This window comes from Pseudomonas sp. AN-B15 (assembly GCF_019056475.1).
Classification (GTDB): domain Bacteria; phylum Pseudomonadota; class Gammaproteobacteria; order Pseudomonadales; family Pseudomonadaceae; genus Aquipseudomonas; species Aquipseudomonas parakoreensis.
Window position 1 is genome coordinate 543,457 of record NZ_CP049737.1, and the last position, 25,098, is coordinate 568,554.

General features: G+C 61.1%; 19 protein-coding genes. 16 read left to right on the top strand and 3 right to left on the bottom strand.

Annotated features, from left to right (window positions below; translation table 11 throughout):
- Positions 1–226 precede the first annotated feature (226 nt).
- From GTQ41_RS02410 to aceE, 3 genes are all read right to left on the bottom strand, one after another.
- Positions 227–1,624 carry an alkaline phosphatase D family protein gene (locus tag GTQ41_RS02410; protein ID WP_047290932.1) on the bottom strand — a complete coding sequence of 466 codons (1,398 nt, stop codon included), beginning with the start codon at positions 1,622–1,624 and terminating at the stop codon, positions 227–229.
- A gap of 274 nt (positions 1,625–1,898) precedes the next feature.
- Complete coding sequence (aceF, locus tag GTQ41_RS02415) at positions 1,899–3,857, bottom strand: dihydrolipoyllysine-residue acetyltransferase (RefSeq protein WP_047290933.1); 1,959 nt, start codon at positions 3,855–3,857, stop codon at positions 1,899–1,901.
- Between the two features lie 11 nt (positions 3,858–3,868).
- Complete coding sequence (gene aceE / locus GTQ41_RS02420) at positions 3,869–6,514, bottom strand: pyruvate dehydrogenase (acetyl-transferring), homodimeric type (RefSeq protein WP_003220999.1); 2,646 nt, start codon at positions 6,512–6,514, stop codon at positions 3,869–3,871.
- Positions 6,515–6,776: 262 nt separating this feature from the next.
- On the opposite strand from aceE, the gene GTQ41_RS28760 reads away from it, so the two are divergent.
- From GTQ41_RS28760 to GTQ41_RS02495, 16 genes are all read left to right on the top strand, one after another.
- On the top strand, positions 6,777–6,902 hold the full coding sequence (locus GTQ41_RS28760; RefSeq protein WP_256198919.1) for a hypothetical protein: 126 nt from the start codon (positions 6,777–6,779) through the stop codon (positions 6,900–6,902).
- Positions 6,899–9,838 (top strand): bifunctional [glutamate--ammonia ligase]-adenylyl-L-tyrosine phosphorylase/[glutamate--ammonia-ligase] adenylyltransferase, encoded by a 2,940-nt coding sequence (gene glnE / locus GTQ41_RS02425; RefSeq protein WP_047290934.1) that lies wholly within the window; start codon positions 6,899–6,901, stop codon positions 9,836–9,838. The genes GTQ41_RS28760 and glnE overlap by 4 nt, the downstream gene beginning before the upstream one ends.
- 305 nt (positions 9,839–10,143) lie before the next feature.
- The gene (gene waaF, locus GTQ41_RS02430) at positions 10,144–11,178 is read left to right on the top strand and encodes a lipopolysaccharide heptosyltransferase II (protein WP_047290935.1); all 1,035 of its coding nucleotides are present in this window, start codon (positions 10,144–10,146) and stop codon (positions 11,176–11,178) included.
- A 1-nt stretch (position 11,179) separates the two neighbouring features.
- Positions 11,180–12,241: a lipopolysaccharide heptosyltransferase I gene (waaC, locus tag GTQ41_RS02435; RefSeq protein ID WP_047290936.1), complete on the top strand. Its 1,062-nt coding sequence runs from the start codon at positions 11,180–11,182 to the stop codon at positions 12,239–12,241.
- Positions 12,241–13,362 (top strand): glycosyltransferase family 4 protein, encoded by a 1,122-nt coding sequence (locus tag GTQ41_RS02440; RefSeq protein ID WP_047290937.1) that lies wholly within the window; start codon positions 12,241–12,243, stop codon positions 13,360–13,362. Before waaC ends, GTQ41_RS02440 begins: the two co-directional genes overlap by 1 nt.
- Entirely contained in the window at positions 13,363–14,169 is an 807-nt protein-coding gene (gene rfaP, locus GTQ41_RS02445; RefSeq protein ID WP_047290938.1) for a lipopolysaccharide core heptose(I) kinase RfaP, read from the top strand.
- On the top strand, positions 14,169–14,903 hold the full coding sequence (locus tag GTQ41_RS02450; RefSeq protein WP_041065844.1) for a lipopolysaccharide kinase InaA family protein: 735 nt from the start codon (positions 14,169–14,171) through the stop codon (positions 14,901–14,903). The genes rfaP and GTQ41_RS02450 overlap by 1 nt, the downstream gene beginning before the upstream one ends.
- Positions 14,900–15,652: a lipopolysaccharide kinase InaA family protein gene (locus tag GTQ41_RS02455; RefSeq protein ID WP_047290939.1), complete on the top strand. Its 753-nt coding sequence runs from the start codon at positions 14,900–14,902 to the stop codon at positions 15,650–15,652. Before GTQ41_RS02450 ends, GTQ41_RS02455 begins: the two co-directional genes overlap by 4 nt.
- Complete coding sequence (locus tag GTQ41_RS02460; protein ID WP_047290940.1) at positions 15,652–17,103, top strand: lipopolysaccharide kinase InaA family protein; 1,452 nt, start codon at positions 15,652–15,654, stop codon at positions 17,101–17,103. Before GTQ41_RS02455 ends, GTQ41_RS02460 begins: the two co-directional genes overlap by 1 nt.
- Before the next feature lie 213 nt (positions 17,104–17,316).
- The gene (locus GTQ41_RS02465; RefSeq protein WP_047290941.1) at positions 17,317–17,652 is read left to right on the top strand and encodes a YceK/YidQ family lipoprotein; all 336 of its coding nucleotides are present in this window, start codon (positions 17,317–17,319) and stop codon (positions 17,650–17,652) included.
- A 171-nt stretch (positions 17,653–17,823) separates the two neighbouring features.
- Entirely contained in the window at positions 17,824–19,581 is a 1,758-nt protein-coding gene (locus GTQ41_RS02470; protein ID WP_041065832.1) for a carbamoyltransferase, read from the top strand.
- Positions 19,565–20,695, top strand: coding sequence for a glycosyltransferase (locus tag GTQ41_RS02475; RefSeq protein ID WP_047290942.1), 1,131 nt, complete (start codon positions 19,565–19,567; stop codon positions 20,693–20,695). Before GTQ41_RS02470 ends, GTQ41_RS02475 begins: the two co-directional genes overlap by 17 nt.
- Complete coding sequence (locus GTQ41_RS02480; RefSeq protein WP_047290943.1) at positions 20,695–21,591, top strand: antimicrobial resistance protein Mig-14; 897 nt, start codon at positions 20,695–20,697, stop codon at positions 21,589–21,591. The genes GTQ41_RS02475 and GTQ41_RS02480 overlap by 1 nt, the downstream gene beginning before the upstream one ends.
- An 8-nt stretch (positions 21,592–21,599) precedes the next feature.
- The gene (locus GTQ41_RS02485; protein ID WP_047290944.1) at positions 21,600–23,036 is read left to right on the top strand and encodes a PIG-L family deacetylase; all 1,437 of its coding nucleotides are present in this window, start codon (positions 21,600–21,602) and stop codon (positions 23,034–23,036) included.
- Positions 23,033–24,187, top strand: a complete 1,155-nt coding sequence (locus GTQ41_RS02490; RefSeq protein ID WP_047290945.1) for a glycosyltransferase family 4 protein — start codon at positions 23,033–23,035, stop codon at positions 24,185–24,187. Before GTQ41_RS02485 ends, GTQ41_RS02490 begins: the two co-directional genes overlap by 4 nt.
- Before the next feature lie 14 nt (positions 24,188–24,201).
- Positions 24,202–25,086, top strand: a complete 885-nt coding sequence (locus GTQ41_RS02495) for a glycosyltransferase (protein WP_047291028.1) — start codon at positions 24,202–24,204, stop codon at positions 25,084–25,086.
- Positions 25,087–25,098: the final 12 nt, after the last annotated feature.

A 25,098-nucleotide genomic window follows, 5' to 3' on the forward strand; every position in this document is an offset into this window, starting at 1 on the left:
ACGCGCCGGGCTCGCGCCCTCTTTACTGTTGCCTGCGGCAAGGTTGCATCATTGCGGCACCGACTGACAAGAGAGATGAAGGCCAAGTGCTATAAGAATGTGTCGGCCGCTTAGAGCATTTCTCCAGTAGGTGGTTGAAAAGAGCAAAAGATCGCAGCCTGCGGCAGCTCCCGCAGTGGATGCATGCCAATGTAGGAACTGCCGAAGGCTGCGATCTTTCAAGATATCAGCGTAATTTCAGGCTGATCGATTGCAGCTTCTTGCCATCACGATCATGGTAATTGACCAGAATTTGATCAGTCTCGACGACTACATGGGCGAAGTTGTCTTCGCTGATGACCGGGCTGGTCAACTCATGCTGATAATCACCCATCGCCGTGCGCGCCAGCGGTCGATCGAGGATGAACGTTGACGCCTTGGCATAGGGCAGCAGCTTGCTGTTGTAAAACGGTGAGGAAACGATGGTATGGACTTCGAAGTCCGGGTCTTCGCTGTGGGTCAGGCGCGAAGTCAGCGAGCCATGCACATCGCCCGAGACAAACACGACATTTTTGATGCGTCGGGTTCGGATGGTTTCCAGCAGGCGCAGGCGCTGCTCCGGGAAAGCTTTCCAGGCGTCGTCGCCCAGCAGTTGGCGATCCGGGTAGAACATTACGCTGGTCACGACGAATTTCACCCGCGCCGGACTATTGATCAGCCATTCGATCAGCGCCTGTTCCTGCGCTTCATCGAGGATGCGGCGATCATCGGCTGACAGGTTGCGGCGGGTGCGGCTGTCGGTCACAAACCATTCGATATCAGCGTCACTGAATTGATACCAGTAGTGCTCGAGTTTTGCCCGATTCACCTTTTCGTTAGTTGTAAGTTCATGCGCCGGGCTGTGACTGACTTGATAGATTTCATAGGCGGCCATTGCATTGCGATATAACACTTGATCTGATGGTTCGGCATTCGCCGGCCAATTGTCTTCGATTTCGTGATCGTCCAGGATCATATAAGTCGAAGTGCCGGACATCAAACGCTGAATATTCGGCTGAGAGAAGGCCGCACGGTACTTGCTGAGGATGTCCTTATATTCACGATCAGGCGCGAACAGATTAAGGTCGTCGAGATAAACCTGATCACCCGTCATCAGGGTGGCACTGATCGGCGGCTGCGCACCTTCGATCAATTGGTTGATGGAGGCAAAGATCCGGTCACCCAGATGGGGCAGCACCGGCACCCCCGCCGTCATGCGCAAATAGCGGCAAGAGCCGACGATATAGGCCTTTGGCTGCAGGGCATTGCTTGAGCGGGTACGCAATCGATAGATTTCCCGCGGCCACTGCAGCGGCAGTTCGGCGACACTGTCCACGGTATGGACCGGATTCATCGGGCTGAACCAGCCGGTCTGGTATTCATATTCGGTGTCACTGCTCAAGTTGTTGAGGGTGAACACTTCGGTCATGTCGCGCAGCGCATCGGGTTCGGCGAAAGTACTAGCTGACCACTGTTGTGTTCCAGACTTCCGATAGCGAATGGCGGCAAATACCGGTGCATTGCCTTGCTTGTCGGCGCGCATGAATATGCGCGCGTGATGAGTTGTCGTGTGGCCGATAATCGGGCCAATAGTTGGCTTGAACATATTCGAGTCCGTTCGAGTAAGTTTCATTTTTTATAAATAACGCAGGGAAATCGTTATTTAATCCGAGGGCAGAGATTAGTTGCCTGTCGATGAAAAATATCGAGACGAATTCGACTGCAGTCGTAGTTCAAGTAAACCGAACTTGTAGGAAGAGGCGCTGCACTTTTTTCAGTGCAAAAAAAGCCCCGTCAAACTGACGGGGTTGAGGTACGAGCGTGTGGCGCTCGAAAACGTGGAACGCAGTCGGCCCTCCGTTGCCGGAGGGCCGAACGCTTTACAGCAGGATGGTGCGGATGTCGCCCAGCAGGCTGCCCAGACGCTGGGTGAAGCGTGCAGCAGCAGCGCCGTTGATCACGCGGTGATCGTAGGACAGCGACAGTGGCAGCATCAGTTTCGGCTGGAAGGCTTTGCCGTCCCAGACTGGCTGGATGGTTGCCTTGGAAACACCGAGGATCGCCACTTCCGGCGCGTTGACGATCGGCGTGAAGCCGGTGCCGCCAATGTGGCCGAGGCTGGAAATGGTGAAGCAGGCGCCCTGCATCTCGTCCGAAGAGAGCTTCTTGGTCCGGGCTTTTTCAGCCAGCGAAGCAGCTTCTGCGGCCAGTTGCAGCAGGCTCTTCTGGTCGACGTTCTTGATGACCGGTACCAGCAGGCCATCCGGGGTGTCGACCGCAAAGCCGATGTTGACGTACTTCTTGCGAATGATCGCCTTGCCGCTTGGCGCCAGCGAACTGTTGAAGTCCGGCAGTTCCTTGAGCAGGTGTGCGCAGGTCTTGAGCAGCAGCGGCAGGATGGTCAGCTTGACGCCGGCCTTCTCCGCGACGGCTTTCTGCGCCACACGGAAGGCTTCCAGCTCGGTGATATCCGCCGAGTCGAATTGCGTCACGTGCGGCACGTTCAGCCAGCTGCGGTGCAGGTTGGCCGCGCCGACCTGCATCAGACGGGTCATCGGCACTTCTTCGATTTCGCCGAAGCGGCTGAAGTCCACCACCGGAATCGGCGGGATGCCTGCGCCGCCAGTTGCGCCGCCAGCAGCTGGCGCTTCCTTGGCCTTCTGCATCATCGCCTTGACGTAAACCTGCACGTCTTCCTTGAGGATGCGACCGTGCGGACCGCTGGCGCCAACAGCGCTCAGCTCTACGCCGAACTCACGGGCCAGTTGACGCACGGCAGGGCCGGCGTGAACTTTCGCGCCAGGCTTGGCCGGCGCAGCAACCGGAGCGGCAGCAGCCGGGGCAGCGGCAGCCGGAGCAGCAGCGGCAGGTGCCGGAGCGCTTGGCGCAGCGGCAGCTGGAGCCGGGGCCGCAGCCGGGGCCGCACCTTTGACTTTCAGCTTGAGGATCAGATCGCCGGTGCCGACTTCGTCGTCCAGCTTGATCGAAACGCTTTCCACCACGCCCGCGGCAGGCGACGGGATTTCCATGCTCGCCTTGTCGGATTCGAGGGTGATCAGCGACTGGTCGGCTTCAACGCTGTCGCCAGCCTTGACCAGCACTTCGATGATCTTGGCCTTGCCGGCCGAACCGATGTCCGGTACGTGGATGTCCTGAACGCTGTCGGCGACCGGGGCGGCTGGAGCGGCAGCCGGAGCAGGCGCAGCGGCGGGTGCCGGAGCAGCAGCCTGAGCCTGAGCGGCCGCAGCCGGGGCCGCAGCGCCCGCCACTTCCAGATCCAGAATCAGGTCGCCAGTGCCGACTTCGTCGTTGAGCTTGACGCTGATGGCCTTGACCACGCCTGCGGCAGGCGACGGGATTTCCATGCTGGCCTTGTCGGATTCCAGGGTGATCAGCGACTGATCAGCCTCGACGGTGTCGCCGACCTTGACCTGGATCTCGATGATCTGGGCCTTGCCCGACGAACCGATGTCCGGCACGTGCACTTGCTGCACCGAAGCGGCAGCCGGGGCAGCGGCTGGCGCGGCAGCAGCAGGAGCGGCAGCAGCCGGTTTTTCTTCGGCTTTGGCCGGTGCAGCGGCAGGCGCAGGAGCCGCTTGCGCGGCGCCCTCGACTTCCAGCTCGAGCAGTTCGTCGCCTTCTTTCAGGCGGTCGCCCAGCTTCACTTTCAGGCTCTTGATGACACCAGCCTTCGGGGCCGGCACTTCCATGCTGGCCTTGTCCGATTCCAGGGTCAGGATGCTCTGGTCGGCTTCAATACGGTCGCCGACCTTCACAAACAGTTCAATTACTTCACCTTCACCGCTGCCGATGTCAGGTACGCGAATGAGTTCGCTCACAAAATGTCTCCTCAGCAGTCCAGTGGGTTGCGTTTTTCCGGGTCGATGCCGAACTTGACGATGGCCTCGGCCACGACTTTAGGTTCGATATCACCACGGTCAGCCAGTGCTTCCAGGGCTGCCAACACCACGAAATGACGGTCGACTTCGAAGAAATGACGCAGTTTCTTGCGGCTGTCGCTGCGGCCGAAACCGTCGGTGCCCAGGACTTTGAATTCCTTGGACGGTACCCACTGACGGATCTGCTCGGCGAACAGCTTCATGTAGTCGGTAGAGGCAATCACCGGACCCTTACGGCCGCTCAGGCACTCTTCAACGTAGCTCTGCTTGGGCTTCTGGCCAGGCTTGAGACGGTTGCTGCGCTCTACGGCCAGGCCGTCGCGACGCAGTTCGTTGAAGCTGGTGACGCTCCATACGTCAGCGCCGATGTTGAACTCTTCACGCAGGATCTTCGCCGCTTCACGCACTTCACGCAGGATGGTGCCGGAGCCCATCAGTTGCACGTGGTGCGCTGCATCGCGGGTGTCTTCTTCGAGCAGGTACATGCCTTTCTTGATGCCTTCTTCGGCACCGGCCGGCATGGCTGGCTGCTGGTACGACTCGTTCATCACGGTGATGTAATAGAAGATGTCCTGCTGCTCTTCGGTCATCTTCTTCATGCCGTCCTGAATGATCACCGCCAGCTCGTAGCCGTAGGTCGGATCGTAGGTGCGGCAGTTCGGGATGGTCGCGGCCAGCAGGTGGCTGTGACCGTCTTCGTGTTGCAGGCCTTCACCGTTCAGGGTGGTACGGCCGGCGGTGCCGCCGATCAGGAAGCCACGGGTGCGGCTGTCGCCAGCGGCCCAAGCCAGGTCACCGATACGCTGGAAGCCGAACATCGAGTAGAAGATGTAGAACGGCAGCATCGGCTGGTTGTGGCTGGAGTACGAAGTACCGGCGGCGATGAAGGAACTCATGGCGCCCGCTTCGTTGATGCCTTCTTCAAGGATCTGACCTTTCTGGTCTTCCTTGTAGAACATTACCTGGTCTTTATCGACTGGCTCGTAGAGCTGGCCGACAGAGGAGTAGATGCCCAGCTGACGGAACATGCCTTCCATACCGAAGGTACGGGCTTCGTCCGGGATGATCGGCACGATGCGCGGGCCGATTTCCTTGTCCTTGACCAGTTGCGCGAGGATCCGCACGAAGGCCATGGTGGTGGAAATTTCACGGTCGCCCGAGCCGTCGAGGATGGCTTTCAGGGTGTCCAGATCCGGGGTCGGTACGCTGAAGCTCTGCGCGCGGCGCTGCGGTACGAAACCGCCCAGTGCAGCACGGCGCTCGCTCAGGTAGCGGGCTTCGGCGCTGTTTGGCTCTGGCTTGAAGAACGGCAGGTTCTCCAGCTCTTCATCCTTGACCGGGATGTCGAAGCGGTCGCGGAACAGCTTCAGGCTGTCGACGTCGACTTTCTTGGTGTTGTGCGCCGTGTTTTTCGCTTCGCCGGCACCGGTGCCATAACCCTTGATGGTCTTGGCCAGGATGACGGTCGGTTGTTCTTTGTGGTTGACCGCTTCGTGGTACGCCGCATAGACCTTGTACGGGTCGTGGCCGCCACGGTTGAGTTTCCAGATCTCGTCGTCGGACAGATCGGCAACCATCGCCTTGAGTTCAGGCGTGTTGAAGAAATGCTCGCGAACGAACGCGCCGTCTTTGGCTTTGTAGTTCTGGTACTCGCCGTCGATGACTTCGTCCATGCGACGTTGCAGGATGCCGTCGACGTCCTTGGCCAGCAGTGGGTCCCAGAAACGGCCCCAGATGACTTTGGTCACGTTCCACTGTGCACCGCGGAACACGCCTTCGAGTTCCTGGATGATCTTGCCGTTGCCGCGAACCGGGCCGTCGAGGCGCTGCAGGTTGCAGTTGATGACGAAGATCAGGTTGTCCAGCTTCTCGCGGCCGGCCAGGGAGATCGCGCCCAGGGATTCCGGCTCGTCGCACTCGCCGTCGCCCAGGAAACACCAGACTTTCTGTTTGCCCGGCTGGATGAAACCGCGGTGTTCCAGGTACTTCATGAAGCGTGCCTGGTAGATCGCCTGGATCGGACCCAGACCCATGGATACGGTCGGGAACTGCCAGAAGTCAGGCATCAGCCAAGGGTGCGGATAGGACGACAGGCCCTGACCGTCGACTTCCTGGCGGAAGTTGTTCATCTGGTCTTCGGTGATGCGGCCCTCCATGAATGCACGGGCGTAAACGCCTGGCGAGGTGTGGCCCTGGAAGTAGATCAGGTCGCCGCCGTGTTCGTCGGTCGGGGCCTGGAAGAAGTAGTTGAAGCCGATGTCATACAGGGTCGCGCTGGAAGCGAAGCTGGAGATGTGACCACCCAGGTCAGAATCTTTCAGGTTCGTACGCATTACCATGGCCATCGCGTTCCAGCGCACCAGCGAGCGAATGCGGCGTTCCATGAACAGGTCGCCAGGCATGCGTGCTTCGTGGGTTACCGGGATGGTGTTGCGGTAAGGCGTGGTGATGGCGTAAGGGAGCTGCGAACCGCTGCGGGTCGCCAGTTCACCCATACGGGTCATCAGATAGTGAGCACGGTCTTCGCCTTCTTTGTCGAGAACCGATTCCAGGGCGTCCAGCCATTCCTGGGTTTCGACGGGATCGAGGTCTTGCATGGCTTGCTCCAGGGCGGAAAGGCTTCCAGAATCGGTTGCCTGAGTTTGCGACTGGCCTTGTGGGCAGACGATTTAAAATTCTTGGATTGCCGACAGGTTGTTCCGGCGGCGTGTAGTTTTACTACAAATCTTTGAGCATTTCAGCCTTTCGCCTGTATAGACGAGTAGTAAAACTACAGAGGAAAGGCTTGTGGCCTCCGACTGCGTTGTGAGAATAATCGTTAAGGTTGGTCGATTACCATCCGAAAAAGGTGAAAGTTTGATGCTGGATGCCAAAGAAGAAGAAATTTCAGCTATTTCTAACTTTTGTTCGACAGTCCTTCGCGTAGCGGGTTTTCATCAAACACTACAAGCGGCCATTTACACGCCGATCAAGGATAGACCATGACCCTGCCCGTGCTCGCTGAACTCCCCGCCATTCTCCTGCCGTTGGTCACTCGATCCGAGCAGTCGTTCCGTACGGCCGTCGCCGCGCTGGAAGACGATCACGGCTTGTCGACCTGGACACCGGAGCGTTGGGCGCAATTCGCCCGCGTCGGTGCCGCCAGCGATTTCGTCATTGAAAAGAGCGTTCGTGACCCTTTGATGTTGCTGTCGCTGGTGCAGTCCGGCGAACTCGACCGGCCGTACGCGCCGGGTGAACTCTGCGCGCAGATTGCCGCCGCCGTGAACACCGCGCAAAGCGAAGATGAACTCGGTCGTGTCCTGCGTCGCCAGCGCGCTCGCCATCAGGTACGAATCATCTGGCGCGACCTGAACCGCCAGGCCGATCTGGTACAGACCTGCCGCGATCTTTCAGACATGGCCGACGCCACCATCGATCAGGCTTATCAATGGTTGTACCGTCGCCACTGCGATCAGTTCGGCACGCCAACCGGTCGGCGCAGCGGTCTGCCGCAACAGATGGTCATCCTCGGCATGGGCAAGCTCGGCGCGGTCGAGTTGAACCTGTCGTCGGACATCGACCTGATCTTCGCCTACCCCGAGGGCGGCGAAACCGTCGGCGTGAAACGCGCGCTGGATAATCAGGAATTCTTCATTCGTCTCGGTCAGCGCCTGATCAAGGCCCTCGATCCGATGACGGTCGACGGCTTCGTGTTCCGCGTCGACATGCGCCTGCGCCCGTACGGTTCGTCCGGCGCGCTGGTGCTGAGCTTCAATGCGCTGGAGCAGTATTACCAGGATCAGGGCCGCGACTGGGAACGCTACGCGATGATCAAGGCGCGGGTGGTGGCCGGCGATCAGACTGCCGGCGCGCAGTTGCTCGACATGCTGCGCCCCTTCGTCTATCGGCGTTATCTGGACTTCTCGGCGATCGAAGCGCTGCGCACCATGAAGCAGTTGATCCAGCAGGAAGTGCGGCGCAAGGGCATGGCCGACAACATCAAGCTGGGTTCCGGCGGCATCCGCGAAGTCGAGTTCATCGCCCAGGCTTTCCAGTTGATCCACGGCGGGCGCGATCTGAGCCTGCAGCAGCGTCCTCTATTAAAGGTATTGAGCACGCTGGAAGGGCAAGGCTATCTGCCGCCGGCAGTGATCAGTGAATTGCGCGAAGGCTACGAGTTCCTGCGCTACACCGAACACGCGATCCAGGCGATTGCCGACCGCCAGACCCAGATGTTGCCGGACGGCGCTCAGGATCAGGCGCGCATTGCCTTTATGCTCGGTTTCGCCGATTGGCAGGCCTTCCACGAAAAGCTGATGTTCTGGCGCGGCCGTGTGGCCTGGCACTTCGCGCAGGTGATCGCCGATCCCGATGAAGAAGAGGGCGCCGACTGCGAGGTGGTGGTCGGTGGTGAGTGGTTGCCGCTGTGGGAAGAGGCGCAGGATGAGGAGGCCGCTTGCCGACAATTGGAAGAGGGCGGCTTCAAGGACGCGAGCAAAGCGCTGAAAGCGCTGGCCAGTTTGCGTGGCAGCCCGCAATTGCGCGCGATGCAGCGCCTGGGTCGCGAACGTCTCGATGCGTTTATTCCGCGTCTGCTGGCTCAGGCGGTGGAACATGACAACCCGGATCTGGTGCTGGAGCGGGTGCTGCCGCTGGTCGAAGCGGTAGCGCGGCGTTCGGCTTATTTAGTCCTGCTGACGGAAAACCCCGGCGCCTTGCGGCGCTTGCTGACGCTGTGCGCGGCCAGTCCGTGGATTGCTGAGCAGATCACCCGTTTCCCGCTGCTGCTCGACGAGTTGCTCAATGAAGGTCGCCTGTTCAAGCCGCCACTGGCGCCAGAACTGGCCGCCGAGCTGCGCGAACGGCTGACGCGGATTCCCGAAGACGACCTCGAACAGCAGATGGAGGCGCTGCGTCACTTCAAGCTCGCGCACCGCTTGCGCGTCGCCGCGTCGGAAATCGCCGGCAGCCTGCCGTTGATGAAAGTCAGCGATTACCTGACCTGGCTGGCCGAAGCGATTCTCGAGCAAGTGCTGGCGCTGGCCTGGCGCCAGACCGTGGCCAAGTACGGCACGCCGCTGCGCACTGACTGCAGTTTGTGCGATCCGGGCTTCATCATTGTCGGTTATGGGAAAGTCGGCGGGCTGGAACTGGGGCATGGTTCGGACCTGGATCTGGTGTTCATCCATGACGGTGATCCGCAGGCGGAAACCGACGGGCCGAAACCGATCGATGGCGCGCAGTTCTTCACCCGGCTGGGGCAGCGGATCATTCACTTGCTGACGGCGCAGACCAACTCCGGTCAGCTGTACGAGGTAGACATGCGTTTGCGCCCGTCCGGCGCGTCGGGGCTGTTGGTCAGTTCACTCGGAGCCTTCGAGCGCTATCAGGAAAATGAAGCCTGGACCTGGGAGCATCAGGCGCTGGTGCGGGCGCGGGTGCTTGTGGGCAGTCAGGATGTCGGCCAGGCCTTCGAGAAAGTCCGGGCGCAGGTTTTGGGTAAAGCGCGGGATCTGGCGAAATTGCAACAGGAAGTCAGCGAGATGCGCGCCAAGATGCGCGACAACCTCGGCACCAAGGGCACCGCGGCCGGTACGGCGGCTAATGCCTTCGAGGCCATGGCGCCGTTCGACCTCAAGCAGGACGCCGGAGGTATCGTCGATATTGAATTTATGGTGCAATACGCGGCCCTGGCGTGGTCGCACAGCCACCCGCCATTGCTGCGCTGGACCGATAACATCCGCATTCTGGAAGAGCTGGAACACGAAGGGCTGATGCCCGCCGAAGACGCCAGCCTGTTGCGCGAAGCCTATAAGGCTTACCGCTCCGCCGCCCACCGGCAGGCCTTGCAGAAGGACGCCGGGGTGATTGCAGGCGACCAGTTTGTCGAGGAGCGCCGGCAGGTATTGCGGATCTGGAAAGAGTTGGGGCTAAGCTGAAACCGGATATTTGAAGCATCGAATACCTTGTGGGAGCGGGCTTGCCCGCGATGGCGGAGTGTCAGCCACCGTCACTTTCAGATGTGATGGCCTCATCGCGGGCAAGCCACGCTCCCACAGGGACTTGTGGTGATTTGCAGATTGAGACACGAACAAACCATGTAGGAGCGAGCCTGCTCGCGATAGCGGAGTGACAGTCGACAGTCATGTTGAAGGTAATGACCCATCGCAAGCAGCGCCGCTCCCTCAGTGATTCTCGAGGCGGGGAGGCGTAAATGCCTCCCCGGTTCGTTTATGGAAACCACATGAATATTCTGATCGTTGGGCCCAGTTGGGTCGGTGACATGGTGATGGCGCAGACACTGTTTCAGTGTCTCAAACAGCGCCACCCGCAATGCGAAATCGACGTGCTGGCCCCCGAGTGGAGCCGGCCGATCCTTGAGCGCATGCCTGAAGTGCGCAAGGCCTTGAGCTTTCCGCTCGGCCATGGCGCGCTGGAACTGGCGACGCGTCGGCGAATCGGCAAATCCCTGGCCGGCCAGTACGATCAGGCGATCCTGCTGCCGAACTCGCTGAAGTCGGCGCTGGTGCCGTTTTTCGCCGGCATCAAGCAGCGCACCGGCTGGCGCGGCGAATTCCGCTACGGCCTGCTCAATGACGTGCGCACGCTGGATAAGGAACGTTATCCGCTGATGATCGAGCGCTTCATGGCCCTGGCTTACGAGCCGAACGCCGAGCTGCCGAAACCGTATCCACGTCCGAGCCTGCAAATCGATCCGGTGACCCGCGAAGCGGCACTGGCCAAGTTCGGCCTGACCCTCGACCGTCCGGTGTTGGCCCTGTGCCCCGGTGCCGAGTTCGGCGAGTCCAAGCGCTGGCCGTCCGAGCATTACGCCAAAGTCGCCGAAGCGCGGATTCGCGAAGGCTGGCAGGTGTGGTTGTTCGGCTCGAAAAACGACCACGCGGTGGGCGAAGACATCCGCGCACGGCTGATTCCCGGCCTGCGTGAAGAATCGGTCAACCTCAGCGGCGGCACCTCGCTGGCCGAGGCCATCGACCTGCTGTCCTGTGCCGATTCGGTGGTCTCCAACGACTCCGGCCTGATGCATGTCGCGGCGGCGCTGAACCGTCCATTGGTGGCGGTCTACGGCTCGACGTCGCCGGGTTTCACCCCGCCGCTGGCCGAGCACGTGGAAATCGTTCGGCTGGGTCTGGATTGCAGCCCGTGCTTCGACCGTACCTGCCGGTTCGGCCATTACAACTGCCTGCGCCAGCTGATGCCGGACGCGGTCAACGATGCCTTGCAGAAACTGCAGGGCTCTGTGGTCGAGGTTCATTAAGTTGCGGGTATTGCTGATCAAGACTTCATCGCTGGGCGACGTGATTCACGCGTTGCCGGCGCTGACCGACGCGGCCCGGGCCATCCCCGGGATCAAGTTCGACTGGGTGGTGGAAGAAGGCTTCGCCGAGATCCCGACGTGGCACCCGGCCGTCGGCAAGGTGATCCCGGTGGCGATCCGTCGCTGGCGCAAGAACCTCTGGCAGACCCTCAAGAGCGGCGAGTGGAAGCGCTTCAAGCAAAGCGTGCGCGCCAGCCAATACGATCTGGTGATCGACGCTCAGGGCCTGCTGAAAAGTGCCTGGCTGACGCGCTACGTCAAAGCCCCGGTGGCTGGTCTCGATAAGGGTTCGGCGCGCGAGCCGATCGCTGCACGTTTCTATGACCGCAAACTGGCGGTAGCCCGTGGGCAGCATGCGGTCGAACGGGTGCGTCAGTTGTTCGCCATCGCCCTTGGTTATGACCTGCCCAAAGGGTTGGGCGACTACGGCCTCAACGTCGAGCGTCTGGTGGAATTGCCGCGCAAGAGTGCCTTTGTGGTGTTCCTGCATGGCACCACGTGGGACACCAAGCACTGGCCGGAAGCCTACTGGCGCGAGCTGACCGAGCGCGTCGGCTACCTGGGCGTCGGGGTCAAGCTGCCGTGGGGCAACCCGCAGGAGAAGGCCCGCGCCGAACGCATTGCCGCCGGTTTCAAACACGCCGAAGTGCTGCCGAAGCTGAATCTGGCCGGGGTCGGCAAAGTGCTGGCCGGTGCGCAGGCCTGCGTGGCGGTGGACACCGGTCTTGGTCACCTTGCCGCCGCGCTGGATGTGCCGACGATTTCGCTGTTCGGCCCGACCAACCCGGGCCTGACCGGCGCCTACGGCAAGGTGCAGATTCACATGGCCAGTGATTTCCCTTGCGCTCCGTGCCTGCAAAAGAAATGTACCTACCAACCGACTGCGCAGGATGCCCGTCAGTTTGACCTCAAGCGCGAGCAGCCTCTGTGCTTCACGCGTGTAAATCCCGAGCGTGTCGCCAGCCGTCTGAGCACGTTGTTAATGGCTGAGGAGCTGCGCTGATGCAATTGGCTTTTGTCCTGTACAAATATTTCCCGTTCGGTGGCTTGCAGCGCGATTTCATGCGCATCGCCCTCGAATGCCAGAAGCGCGGTCACCAGATCCGAGTCTACACCCTGATCTGGGAAGGCGACGTGCCGCCCGGTTTCGAAGTGCTGGTGGCGCCGGTCAAGGCGTTCTTCAACCATCGGCGCAACGAGAAACTCAGCGCATGGATGGAAGCGGATCTGGCCAAGCGTCCGGTGGACCGGCTGATCGGCTTCAACAAGATGCCGGGGCTGGATGTCTACTACGCCGCCGACGGCTGCTTCGAAGACAAGGCGCAGAACCTGCGCCATTCGCTGTACCGCCGCTGGGGTCGCTATCGCCACTTCGCCGAGTACGAGCGCGCGGTGTTCGCCAAAGAGGCGAAAACCGAAGTGCTGATGATTTCCGAAGTGCAGCAGCCGCTGTTCATCAAGCACTACGACACGCCGTTGGAGCGCTTCCATCTGCTGCCGCCGGGTATCGCCCAGGATCGTCGACGGCCGGCGGATGCCGACCAGATTCGCGCCGGTTTCCGCGCCGAATTCAACCTCAAGGACGACGAACTGCTGCTGGTGCAGATCGGCTCCGGGTTCAAGACCAAGGGCGTCGATCGCAGCCTCAAGGCGCTGGCCGCATTGCCCGCCGAACTGAAGAAACGCACCCGGCTGTTTGTAATCGGCCAGGATGACCCCAAATTGTTCCAGATGCAGAGTGCAACTTTGGGTCTGGGCGAAAACGTGACGTTCCTCAAGGGCCGCAGCGATATCCCGCGTTTCCTGCTCGGCGCCGATCTGTTGATCCACCCGGCGTACAACGAAAACACCGGTACCGTGCTGCTCGAAGCGCTGGTGGCCGGTTTGCCGGTGCTGGTCAGCGCGGTCTGTGGTTACGCCCATTACATCGCCGAGGCGGACGCCGGGCGCGTGCTGGACGAACCGTTCGAGCAGGCGCAACTGACGCAGTACCTGACTGACATGTTGAATGACGACGCTGCACGCGCGGCCTGGAGTCGCAATGGTCTGGCCTTCGCCGAGACGGCCGACCTCTACAGCATGCCGCAGCACGCGGCCGATGTGATTCTGGCGGAGCACGCTTAAATGAAGTTGATGCTGGCTGAACCGTTCAAGAGCCTGTGGGCCGGACGCGACCCGTTCGCCGAAGTCGAAGGCTTGCAGGGCGAGGTCTATCGCGAGCTGGAAGCTCGACGCACGCTGCGCACGGAAGTCGACGGCAACGGATTTTTCGTCAAGATCCACCGGGGCATCGGCTGGGGCGAGATCTTCAAGAACCTGCTGACCGCCAAGCTGCCGGTGCTCGGCGCGGGGCAGGAATGGCAGGCGATCCAGCGTTTGCAGGCAGTCGGCGTGCCGACCATGACCGCCGTGGCTTACGGCGAAAAGGGCAGCAACCCGGCGGATCAGCATTCGTTCATCGTCACCGAAGAGCTGGCGCCGACCGTCAGCCTCGAAGACTTCAGTATCGATTGGGTCAAGAACCCGCCGCAGCCGAAACTCAAGCGTGCGCTGATCGCTGAAGTGGCACGCATGACCGGCATGATGCACCGCGCCGGGGTCAACCACCGCGACTGCTACATCTGCCACTTCCTGCTGCACACCGACAAACCGGTCACGCCGGACGATTTCAAGCTCTCGGTGATCGACCTGCACCGCGCCCAGACCCGTGCAAAGATCACGCAACGCTGGCGCAACAAGGATCTGGCCGCGCTGTATTTTTCGGCGCTGGACATCGGCCTGACCCGTCGCGACAAGTTGCGTTTCCTCAAAGGCTACTTCCAGCAACCGCTGCGGCAGATCCTGGCAGAAGAAGCGCCGCTGTTGAGCTGGCTCGAAGGCAAGGCCAACAAGCTTTATGCGCGCAAACAGCGATACGGGGATGCGCTCTGATGGCGGGTTGGACTCTTGAGCCGCAATACAGCGAACTGAGCGAAGATTTCGGCAGCCTCGAAGCGGTGTTTGCCCTGCAGGGCGAGCGTTTGACCCGTGATCCGCTGTCCGAAGTCATCCGCGTGCAGCGCAACGGCGTCAATTACTACGTCAAGCGCTACGTCGGCGCCGGTAAAGGTTTGCGCCGCTACCTGGGCAAGCCGCGGGTGAAGATGGAGTGGCAGAACCTCAAGCGCTTCGCCAAGTGGGGCATTCCCACGGCAGAAGTGGTGGCCTGGGGTCTGGAGCGACGTGGCGCGGCCTATGCCCGTGGCGCGATGATCACCCGCGAGCTGCCGCGCACCGAAGACCTGTCGGCGCTGGCCGAACGCAACGATCCGAAACTCAAGGATCGTCTGTGGGTCGATGGCATCAGCCGGCAACTGGCAGGCTACACGCGAACCATGCATGACCACCGCTTTACCCATAACGATCTGAAGTGGCGCAACCTGCTCATCGACGATCAGGCGCAGCTGTTTTTGATCGACTGCCCGAACGGCGATTTCTGGCGCGGCTTCTGGCTCAAATACCGGATTACCAAGGATCTGGCCTGTCTCGACAAGGTGGCCAAATATCACCTGTCGAACACCCAGCGCCTGCGCTTCTACCTGCAATACCGCGGACGTGACCGGCTCAATGCCGCCGACAAGAAGCGGATTCGCCACGTGGTGAGATTTTTCGAGGGACGCGAATGACTGATTTCCTGGCCGCTGAAGACCGGGCGCTGCTTGAGCGTCATGGCCTCGGCACTTTCGACGCGCTCTGGGCCAAGCAGCTCGAAGCCGTGGACGAACCGAACACCGATGGCGGTGGCTGGAGCAGCGTGTTCCGTCTGGAGCTGGAAGGGCGGGCTTACTATCTCAAACGGCAGAGCAATTACCTGACCCGCACCCTGCATGCGCCGTTCGGCGAGCCGAGTTTTGCCCGCGAGTTTCGCAATATCAGCCGCTACAACAAGCTGGGAATTCCTGCACTGCAAGCGGCGTTTTTCGGCGAGCGCAAGGTCAAGGGCGATGTTCAGGCGATCCTGCTGACCCGAGCCCTCGACGGCTGGGATGATCTCGACTCGCTGTTGCAACGCTGGTCCGAGCTGAGCGCCGCGCAGCACTCGGCCATTCTCAAAGCCTGTGGACGACTGGCGCGCCAGCTGCACGGCGTGCGTCAGGTGCACGGCTGTTTTTATCCCAAGCACATTTTCTTGCAGGCTGAGGGCGACGCTTATCGGGCGCAGTTGATCGACCTGGAAAAGACCCGGCCCCTGCTGTTCGGCATGCGCGATCGGGTCAAGGATCTGGAGCCGCTGCTGCGTCGCGCGCCGGAATGGAGCGAGGCGCAATTGCGCGAGTTGCTCGCGGCGTACCTCGATCAAACCGTCGACAGTTCGCTGGTCGACAGCTGGGTTTCGCGCCTGACCGCACGGCGCAGTCGCAAGGAGACCCGTTGATGCGCTTGTCTGAACTGAAAAGCGCCGGGCGTGCGCCGAGTCTGCCGCTGACGATCAGCCTCGCTGATGCGGCCGGTCCTGCGGATTTGCAGTTGCTGAGCCTGCTGCGGGTGTTGCCGGGACAGCGTTATGTCGGCGCCGGGGTCTGGCGCGGGCGACCGGTGCTGGCCAAGTTGCTGGTGGGCAGCAAGGCTGCACGGCATTTTCAGCGCGAGCTGACGGGCGTCAAACTGCTCGCCGAACAAGGACTGACCACGCCGCTGTTGTTGGCGGATGGCCTGAAGGATGGCGAGGGCGGCTGGCTGCTGTTCGAATTTCTTGAGGGTGCCGAAAGCCTCGGTGATGCCTGGCAGAAGGTCGAATCGCTGCCGGTGCTGGCGGACGAGCAATCGGCGGTGCTCGCCGAGGCACTGGGCGCTATCGGTCAACTGCATGGCAAAGGCTTGTGGCAGGAAGATCTGCACCTCGACAACCTGCTGCGCCAGGGCGGTCAGTTGTACTTGATCGACGGTGCCGGGATCTGTGCCGAGACCGCTGGCCAGCCGTTGTCGCGGCACAAGGTGCTGGAAAACCTCGGGGTGTTTTTCGCCCAGTTGCCCAAGGCACTGGAGCCGTTCACCGAAGAATTGCTGGTGTATTACCTGCTGAGCAACAGCGAGCATGCGTTGCCGCTGGAAGCCCTGCAGAAACAGATCGCCAAGGTGCGCGCCTGGCGCCTGAAGGATTATCTGATCAAGGTGGGCCGCGAGTGCACATTGTTCAGTGTGCAGCGCGGTGCGTTTGGCTTGCGGGCAGTCCGTCGTGAGGAAGAGGCAGCCATGCTGCCGGTGCTGGATCAAGCCGATGTGCTGCTCGATCAGGGTCATCTGTACAAGACCGGCGGCGCGGCGAGTGTTGGCAAGGTCGAAGTGGCCGGGCGCACGCTGGTGATCAAGCGCTACAACATCAAAGGCTTTGCGCACTGGCTCAAGCGCTTTTGGCGCCCGAGCCGCGCCTGGCACTCGTGGTGTGAAGGCAATCGCCTGGCGTTCCTCGGTATCGCCACACCGAAACCGCTGGCGGTGCTGGAAAAGCGCTTTCTGTGGCTGCGCAGTCGCGCCTATCTGGTGACCGAGTTTCTGCCGGGGCCGGACATCATCGAGCGCTTTGCGCCGTATGTTGAAAGCGGTGCGGCGCCGGAATCCGAGCTGCAGGCGCTGGATCAACTGTTCGCCCGATTGATTGCCGAGCGCATCAGTCATGGCGACTTCAAGGGGCATAACCTGTTCTGGCAGGAAGGTCGCTGGGCGTTGATCGACCTGGATTCGATGTGTCAGCACGGCTCTGTCGGAAGTTTCGCAGCGGCCTATGCACGGGATCGGGCACGGTTCATGCGCAACTGGCCCGAGAGCAGCGCGTTGTATCAGGTGATCGATCAGCGGTTGCCCAAGGACATCTCCAGCGCGGCATGAGCCGCCTTCGCCAGCAGGCTGGCTCCCACATGGGAAAGCATTCCCCTGTAGGAGTGAGCCTGCTCGCGATAGGGCTTTAAAGCCGCCAAAAAATCCGGTTAAGCAACAGCGGACGAACTCCACTGACGTGTCCTGCAGCTTCTCCAGAAGCCATGAGCTGTGCCCGTTCCAGCCCCGATGCCAGCTTGCCCTGACCACTTCGGAGGGCAAACCTTGAGCATCCAAAGCGCTGTAACACTGGGCACCTGCGCATGGCTTTTATCCGGCTCCGGCACTGCCGCCCCGGTATGGCAGATGGACGCTGACGTCGCCCGCGACCTGCGCAAACAGAAAACCTATTGCCAGTCGATTCCACGGAGCTACAGCGGGCTGGCGTTCGACTTCTGCGTACTCCACGCGTCCCCAGACCCCTCCGGCGTCCTGGAGCCGTTCGTGCTGCTCGACCTGCCGTTGTCCGGGGTGCTGGATACGGTGGTGTTGCCGTCTACGAATTACCGCCAAGCCAGTGACGGCAATCTCGGTATCTATTGGCGCGCGGGCGGTTATTGAGTGTGAAAGCAAGGTTTCACCGGGCCGATTCACCAAGGGCAATTCGCACAGGGTCATTCCCGCCACGTTTACGCTATAATCCCGCCCTTTAGCTGTCTCTCGCCCGGTGCGAGGGCACATCAATTTTCAAGGCGCATCGCGCCTGAATGCAGACTAAAGAGGCTAGACCCTGTGGCATTGACGATTCTTGGCCTGTCCGGCGCCCTTAGCCATGACCCTTCAGCCGCCTTGTACATCGACGGCAAGCTGGTGGCGGCGGCTGAAGAAGAGCGCTTCGTCCGCGATAAGCATGCAAAGAACCGCATGCCCTACGAATCGGCGAAGTTCTGCCTGGAACAGGCCGGCATCAAGCCGTCCGACGTTGACGTGGTGGCGATTCCGTTCGCCCCGATCAGCCTGTTCGGCAAGGCCCGCTGGCAGTATGCCAAGCGTTACTGGTACGCCCCGGATCGTGCACTCGACGCGATCCTGATGGGCAACCGTCGCTACAAGCGTTATCGCAACAAGATCGTCTGGTGCCTGGAGCAACTGGGCTTTGATCCGAAGAAGATCAAGATCGAGCCGGTCGAGCACCACCTGGCTCACGCCTCCAGCGCCTACCACTGCTCGGGTTTCAAAGAGAAAACCGCGATCCTCGGCATCGACGGCAAGGGCGAGTACGCCACGACCTTCTTCGGCTATGGCGAAAACGGCAAGATCCACAAGATCAAGGAATTTTTCGATCCGGACTCCCTCGGCGGCCTGTACGGCGCGATCACCGAGTTCCTCGGCTTCGACATGCTCGACGGTGAGTTCAAGGTCATGGGCATGGCGCCGTATGGCGACGCCAGCAAATACGACTTCTCGCGCCTGGCCTCCTTCGAGAACGGCGAGCTGGTGATCAACACTGACTACGCCAACGTGATCGGCCTGCGTCGCTACAAGGAGAAGGGCAAGGGTTACTACTTCTCGCCGAAACTGATCGAGTGGCTGGGTCCCAAGCGCGAGGGCGACATCGCCGACGAGCCGTACATCCACTACGCCGCCAGCATCCAGGCACTGTTCGAAAAAATCGCGCTGCAGATGATCGATTACTACCTGGGCGACGTGCTCAAGGAAACCGGCAAGCTGGCCTACGCCGGTGGCTGCGCGTTGAACGTCAAGCTCAACCAGAAAATCATCGCCCGTGACGACGTCAAAGAGCTGTTCGTACAGCCTGCATCCGGCGACGCCGGCACCGCAGTCGGTGCCGCGGCCTATGTGTCGCACGCCCGTGGCGTGCCGGTCGAGAAGATGGAACACGTCTACCTCGGCCCGTCCTACAGCAACGAAGACGTGATCGCCGCGTGCGCCCGTCACGAGAACAAACCGACCTGGCGCAAGCTCGACAACATGCCGGAGCAGATCGCCAAAATCATGGTCGATGGCAACCCGGTGGCCTGGTTCCAGGGCCGCATGGAGTTCGGTCCGCGTGCTCTGGGCGGTCGTTCGATCATCGGTTGCCCGAGCGTGGCCGGTGTGGCTGATCGCATCAACCACCAGATCAAGTTCCGCGAGCGCTGGAGGCCTTTCTGCCCGTCGATGCTCGACACCGTTGCACCGCAGATGATCAAGATCGATCACCCGGCGCCGTTCATGACCTTCACCTTCGAAGTGGCGGAAGAGTGGAAGACCCGCGTGCCGGAAGTTGTCCACGAAGATGGCACTTCCCGGGCCCAGGTCCTGAAGCGCGAATACAACCCGCGCTACTACGACATGATGAAGGCGCTGGAAAATCTCACCGGCAACGGCGTGTCGCTGAACACCTCGCTGAACCGTCGTGGTGAACCGATGATCTGCTCGCCGACCGATGCCCTGAACATGTTCTTCGGTTCCGATCTTCAGTACCTGATCATGGAAGACATTCTGGTGGTCAAAGAGGGCGCAAACGCTTATGACTCGCTCGGCTGAACGCCATGTGCTGCAGTTCTGTCACGGCTATGACGGGCCGTTCCTCGACTGCGCACGGCAGTACGCCAGCCTGTTCGCGGGCACCGGTTATCGGGTGACCACGGTCTTTCTGACCGGGGCCGCCGATAGCGAGGTGGCCGCAGCGTGTGCTTCCGATGAAGTGTTGTTCATGGAATACAGCTCCAAGGCCATTCGTGGCCTGAAGCTGGGCGCCATCGGCGATTTGCGCAAGATCGCCGCTTCACGCAATTTCAGTTTCTGCATCGCCCATCGCTTCAAGCCGATCTACATCGCCTTGCTCGGCACGTCGCTGCCGGTGATTGGCGTGCACCACGCGTTTGACGATTACAAACGCGGCACGCGCAAGCTGTTCGCGCACATTTTCCGCAAGCGCCTGAGCCTGCTCGGCGTCTCCGATGCCGTGCGCGACGACATGCGGCGCTGCCTGCCGAAATGGCCGTCGACGCGTATCCAGACCTTGTACAACCGCATCGATGTGCCGGCCTTGCAGGCCAGTCAAGTGTCAGCCCACGAAGCCCGCGAGACCCTCGGTCTGGCGGCGGATGCGTTCATTGTCGGCAACGTTGGACGGCTGCACCCGGACAAGGATCAGGCCACCTTGCTGCACGGTTTTGCTGCCGCGTTGCCGGGTCTGCCGGGCAACAGTCAGTTGGTGATTCTCGGCAAGGGCCGTCTGGAGCAGGATCTCAAGGAACTGGCGCGCGAACTGGGCATCGGTGATCGGGTGTTGTTTCTCGGTCAGGTGCCGGACGCGCGCAATTACTTCCGCGCCTTCGATGTGTTTGCCCTGAGCTCCGATCACGAACCGTTCGGCATGGTGCTGCTCGAAGCCATGGCCGCCGGCGTGCCTTTGCTCGCCACTGCCTGTGGCGGGGCCAAGGAAGTGGTCGAAGGCGTGGGCATTCTGTTTCCGCTGGGCGATGCCGAACACCTTGCACAAGGCCTGCAACATTTGGCCGGTATGGATGATCAGCAACGCCGGCAGTGCGCCGAGCTGATGCTCGATCGTCTGCGTGAGCGTTTCTCCGACCGTGCGGTGCGCGACACCTTCTGGCGTCTGCCGCAAGTTACCGATCTGGCACCGAGGGGCTGATGCTCAACCGATTTCAAGGCTGGCGCGAACGTGGCTGGTCGCCCGTTGACGCCTCCACCTATGCCAGCGCCTGGCAGCGTTTTGGCGGCAGTGTCGCGACCCATCCGCTGGTGGTCGAACGCCTGGCGGATCTGGCCGGTATCCCGGTGCGTTATCTGGCCTGGGAGCAGGACGGCGAAGTCAAAGCGGCAATCCCGACCTGGGGCCGTGATTTGGCGCTGTCCAAAGACGTGCTCAAGCGCAGCGGCAAGAAAGGCCTGTTCGACCTCGGCAATGCCGAGTTGATCCTGCCGGCCGCCGCCGATGCCCAGGCGCCGCTGCGCCATCGCGCCCGCTATCTGTCGGCGCTCAACGAAAACCGCTTCAGCGGCCTCAAGTTGCAGACCGAACAACTGGCCATGGCCCGCACCCCCGAAGAATTGTCGAAGAAGTTTCGCTACAACCAGCGCCGCGAACTGCGCTTGCTGGAAGAGGCGGGTGGACTGGTGCGTCCGGTCAGTGAGTTTTCCAGTGCCGAACTGGCGGCGATCTACTGTGATCTGTTCCAGCGCCGCTGGGGCTTTCCGGCCACCGGCGCGGCGCGCATGGCCGACGTCATCGGGCTGCTGCGCGAACTGTTGATCGGCTCGGTGATTTTCCTCAATGATGCGCCGATCGCCATTCAACTGGTGTACCGCGTCGAAGCGCCGGAGTGGATCAGCGTCGAGTACATCAACGGCGGCGTCGACCCCGAGACCCGCGAATTCAGCCCTGGCAGTGTGTTGAGCTTCCTCAATACGCAAAGCGCCTGGGAGCACGCGCGAGCACTGAACAAGCCGCTGCGGTTTTCCTTCGGTCGCGCCGACCGTGAATACAAGGATCGCTGGTGCAATCCTGTGCCGGTGTTCACCGTATGAGTCAGCCCATGAGCCGCAAACAGCAACTGCTCAAGCGTCATCGGCGCAATAAACGCATTACCTTGCTGATCGCCCTGATCGTGTTGATCGCGCTCGGGGTGCTGGTGGCGTGGTGGTTGCCGCTGGTGCTCGCGGTGCTTGGCTGGATCGCCCACGAGGCGTGGTTTGCCGATCACCTGTTCTATTCGCCGAAAGACGATTACCAGTACAGCTTTCCACCGTTCACGCCGCAGCCGAAGGTGCATCTGAACGGCGAACAATTGCGTCTGGATGAAGGTGTGATGCTGGTCGACGAAGCGACGTTGATCCTCGCGGTAAAGGTCAAAAGCAGTTGGCTCGGACGCTTCTTTGATCCGCGCGTGGAACTGCTCGGCGGGACTAATCCGGATGCGCAAACCTTCGAGCGCGGGGTCAATGGCCTGCGCTATCTGAATCTCAGCGGTCAGGCGCAAGCTCTGTCGCAAGGCCAGTTGCGCCTGCGCGGGCGCTTTTGCCGGGTGTCCGGCGAACCGGTGTTGTGGGCGCTGGAACAGCCTGATTACCGTCGTCAGCGGGTGATGGTCATTGCCCCGCACGCCGACGACGCCGAACTGGCGGCCTATGGCTTGTACAGTCAGGCCGACGAAGCCTGGATCGTTACCCTGACCGCAGGCGAAATCGAAGCCGAACACTATCAACAGATGGGCATGAACAAGGTCGAGGCGGCGCGGCTCAAGGGCCGGTTGCGCGCCTGGGACAGCCTCGCCGTGCCGCGTTGGGCCGGTGTCCCGCAGGAACACTGCGTGCAGCTCGGTTACTTTTGTCTGCAACTGGCCGCGATGCAAGCTGCGCCGAATCAGGCAGTAGGTTCGCGCGAAGCGGACTTGAATGACACGCGCCTGTTTCGTCAGTTGAATCCGTTCACTCTGCCGGGCGACGCCGATGGTGCGCCGACCTGGAACAACCTGCTGGCCGACCTGCGTGAAGTGCTGCTGCGCGCCCGTCCGGACGTGATCGTGTTGCCGCACCCGACCCTTGATCCGCATCCCGATCATGTCTGCGCCCAGCAAGCGGTTTTGCAGGCGCTCCAAAGTCTCGACTGGCAGCCGACGTTGCTCGGTTACGCCAACCATTTGCACGACAACGACCGCTGGCCGATGGGCAACACCGGGCAGGGCATTGCCTTGCCGCCGGCCTTCGATGCGGCGGTGCCGATGCAGCCGCTGTGCCTGTCGCTGTCCATCGAGTTGCAGCGGGACAAGGCCATGGCGCTGGGCATGATGCATGACCTGCAGCCGCCGGCACCGTTCAAGCGGCGCCTGCGCCGAGTTATCCAGCGTGTGCTCGCCGGGCGGGCCGCGTCGGTGTACGGCGAAAACGAGTTTTTTCGAAAAGCGGTCAGACGCCAGGAATTGTTCTGGTTATTGAAACACGGTGAACCGGGCGATCAGCGGGGAGAGTCATGAGTCAACGGTCCAAGGTGTTGCAGCTGCAACCCGACTACAACGTCAAAGCCCATGATTTCGCCGACCTGGCCGAGCAGATCGTCAAGGCGTTACCGGCGGATCGCTATGAAGTCACGGCGGCGTTCCTGCGCGGCAAACCGGGGCCGGGCGAGCCGGTGAGCCGGGCTGACCGTTCGGTGTACTTCGAGTTTTCCGACAAGTCGCTCAAAGGCATGCGCCTGCGGGCGATGTGGCAGCTGTACAAGTTCTGCCGTCGGGAAAAGTTCGATGTGGTGATCTGCAACCGTTTCAAGCCGGTGAACATGATGCTGGCGCTCAACCGCTGGTTGAAGGTGCCGCTGTGCATTGGCATCTCCCACGGTTTTGGCGAATACGACCGCTTTTACCGACGCCGCCAGACCCAGCGCCTGATCGATCGGCACTGGCGCTTTGTCGGCGTTTCGCCGGCGGTCAAAAAGTACCTGCTCGATTGCGATTGCGGCTTCACCGACCAGAACACCTACGCCATTACCAATGCCATCGACATCGAGCAGGCCGAAGGCTTGCAGCACAGCCGCGACAAAGCCCGCGAGTTGTTGGGCCTCGACCCGAATGTGCGTTTGATTGGCGCGCTGGGGCGGCTGGTGTCGGTCAAGGGCCACACCTATCTGTTGCAAGCTTTCGCCGCGCTGAAAGACAAATACCCGAACACTCAATTGGCAATTATCGGTGCCGGACGCCTGCAAGCGCCGCTGGCGGCGGAGATTGAGCAACTGGGCTTGAGCGGCCGTGCGCATCTGCTGGGGTTCAAGGAAAACGCCCTGCAATACGTGCGTGCGTTCGACATCTGGACCATGCCCTCGCTGGCCGAAGGCCTCGGCCTGGCCTTGCTCGAAGGCATGAGCGGACACCTGCCGGTGATCGCCTCGAATGTGCCGGCCATGTTGCCGCTGATCGAAGGCGCCGGTGGCTTGGCGATTACACCCAAGGATGTACCGAGTCTGGTCGCCGCGCTGGACAACTATCTCGCGCTATCGGATGAAGAACTCAAGGCCAAGGGCGAGCAGGCTTATCGCTACCTGCAGGAACAACACGACATCGAGGTGTTCCGTCAGCAATATCTGGACCTGATCGACTCTGGCCTCGAGCAGGCCCGCAAGGAGCAGCCGTGAGCGAAGAACAAGTCATGAGCGAAGCCAACGCCCTCGTCACCGTGATCATCGCCTCGTACAACCACGCCCCGTACATCGAGGAAAGCATCCTCAGCGTCCTCAATCAGACCTACAAGAACATCGAGCTGCTGGTGGTCGATGACGGTTCGAAGGACGACAGTGTCGAGCGCATCAGCGCGTTGCAGGCGCAGTACGGTTTCGATTTTCGTGTGCAGCAGAATCAGGGCCTGACCAATACCCTCAACGGCGCCATCGCTCGTGCCAAGGGCAGCCTGATCGTGCCGTTCGGCTCCGACGACATCATGTACCCGGAGAGAATCGCCACCCAGGTGGCTTACATGGACGGCAAGCCCGAAGTCGGGATCTGCGCCGGCAACATCGAATTGATGCACGCCGATGGCAGCCTTTACCCGGAGAAGCGTCAGCGCCGTGACGTGCCGTTCCGCCGTCTGGATTTCGACGATATGTTCCTTGAGCGCAAGCCGTATCCACCGGCACCGACGCTGATGATCCGTCGTGAGGCGCTGGACAAGGTGGGTGGCTTCGATCCGACGATTCGCCTTGAGGACCTGTACATCGAGCTGAAAGTGACCCGCGCCGGCTACTTCATCGACGGTTTGAACGTGGTGATGGCGCGCTACCGCAAGCACGCTACCAACTCGTACAAGAACCATCGCTTCATGATCGAGAACATTCTGCGCACCTATGCGCTGTTCAGCGATCATCCGCTGTATGACGAAGTACGCTTCAAGGCGCTGAACTCAATGTTCCTCAAGACCGCCAACCGCAATCGCAAGCTGGCCCGCGAACTGCTGGCGCAGATCCCGTTCAAGGCCTGGAACAAGAAGACCTGGCGCGGCTTGGGGCGCTTGCTCTTTTCTCCGCTGGAAAAGGACTGAGGTCCTGGTCGC